This is a genomic window from Peptoniphilus stercorisuis (assembly GCF_017874395.1).
Taxonomy (GTDB): Bacteria; Bacillota; Clostridia; order Tissierellales; family Peptoniphilaceae; genus Anaerosphaera; species Anaerosphaera stercorisuis.
The window spans coordinates 1-1,672 of record NZ_JAGGLJ010000033.1 but is presented as its reverse complement, the minus strand read 5'-3'; the positions used below and the strand labels follow the sequence as shown (position 1 = coordinate 1,672).

Sequence of the window (1,672 nt, the reverse complement as noted above, 5' to 3'; positions counted from 1 at the left end):
AAATAACCTTGATAATTAAATAGTGTAAGAGAATAAACGAATAAACACATAGCAAATATAAAGCTTAGCGGAAATAAGTCAGTAATAGACTTGAGCAAAGCAGTATCAAATTTTAATTGAGAGTTTGATCCTGGCTCAGGACGAACGCTGGCGGCGCGCCTAACACATGCAAGTCGAGCGATGATATTTTTTCAGATTCCTTCGGGATGACGAAAAGAAGGATTAGCGGCGGACGGGTGAGTAACACGTGAATAACCTACCTTTGACACAGGGATAGCCTCGGGAAACTGGGATTAATACCAGATGATATATCTTCATCACATGATAAAGATATTAAAGTGATTTAGCGGTCAAAGATGGATTCGCGTCTGATTAGCTAGTTGGTGAGATAAAAGCTCACCAAGGCAACGATCAGTAACCGGCCTGAGAGGGTGAACGGTCACATTGGAACTGAGACACGGTCCAAACTCCTACGGGAGGCAGCAGTGGGGAATATTGCACAATGGAGGAAACTCTGATGCAGCGACGCCGCGTGAGCGATGAAGGTTTTCGAATCGTAAAGCTCTGTCCCATGGGAAGATAATGACGGTACCATGGGAGGAAGCCCCGGCTAACTACGTGCCAGCAGCCGCGGTAATACGTAGGGGGCTAGCGTTGTCCGGAATTACTGGGCGTAAAGGGTTCGCAGGCGGAAATACAAGTCAGGTGTAAAAGGCGGAGGCTTAACCTCCGTAAGCATTTGAAACTGTATTTCTTGAGATATGGAGAGGCAAGTGGAATTCCTAGTGTAGCGGTGAAATGCGTAGATATTAGGAGGAATACCAGTGGCGAAGGCGACTTGCTGGACATATACTGACGCTGAGGAACGAAAGCATGGGTAGCAAACAGGATTAGATACCCTGGTAGTCCATGCTGTAAACGATGAGTGCTAGGTGTCGGGGGTGACCTCGGTGCCGTAGTTAACACAATAAGCACTCCGCCTGGGGAGTACGTGCGCAAGCATGAAACTCAAAGGAATTGACGGGGACCCGCACAAGCAGCGGAGCATGTGGTTTAATTCGAAGCAACGCGAAGAACCTTACCAGGACTTGACATAATATTGACCGGTATAGAGATATACCTTTCTCTTCGGAGACAGTATTACAGGTGGTGCATGGTTGTCGTCAGCTCGTGTCGTGAGATGTTGGGTTAAGTCCCGCAACGAGCGCAACCCTTATCTTTAGTTGCCAGCACGTAATGGTGGGAACTCTAAAGAGACTGCCGTCGATAAGACGGAGGAAGGTGGGGATGACGTCAAATCATCATGCCCTTTATGTCCTGGGCTACACACGTGCTACAATGGTTGGAACAAAGAGAAGCTAAACAGCAATGTCATGCAAATCTCATAAAGCCAATCTCAGTTCGGATTGTAGGCTGCAACTCGCCTACATGAAGTCGGAGTTGCTAGTAATCGCAGATCAGAATGCTGCGGTGAATGCGTTCCCGGGTCTTGTACACACCGCCCGTCACACCATGGAAGTTGGCAATACCCGAAGCCGTCGAGCTAACCGTAAGGAAGCAGGCGTCGAAGGTAGGGTTAATGACTGGGGTGAAGTCGTAACAAGGTAGCCGTATCGGAAGGTGCGGCTGGATCACCTCCTTTCTAAGGAGTCTTAAAGTAGATAGTTAATCG

1 rRNA gene is annotated in these 1,672 nt (G+C 48.1%); it reads left to right on the top strand.

Annotated features, from left to right (window positions below):
• Positions 1-112: 112 nt before the first annotated feature.
• A 16S ribosomal RNA gene (locus J2Z71_RS08875) occupies positions 113-1,642 on the top strand.
• Positions 1,643-1,672 lie beyond the last annotated feature (30 nt).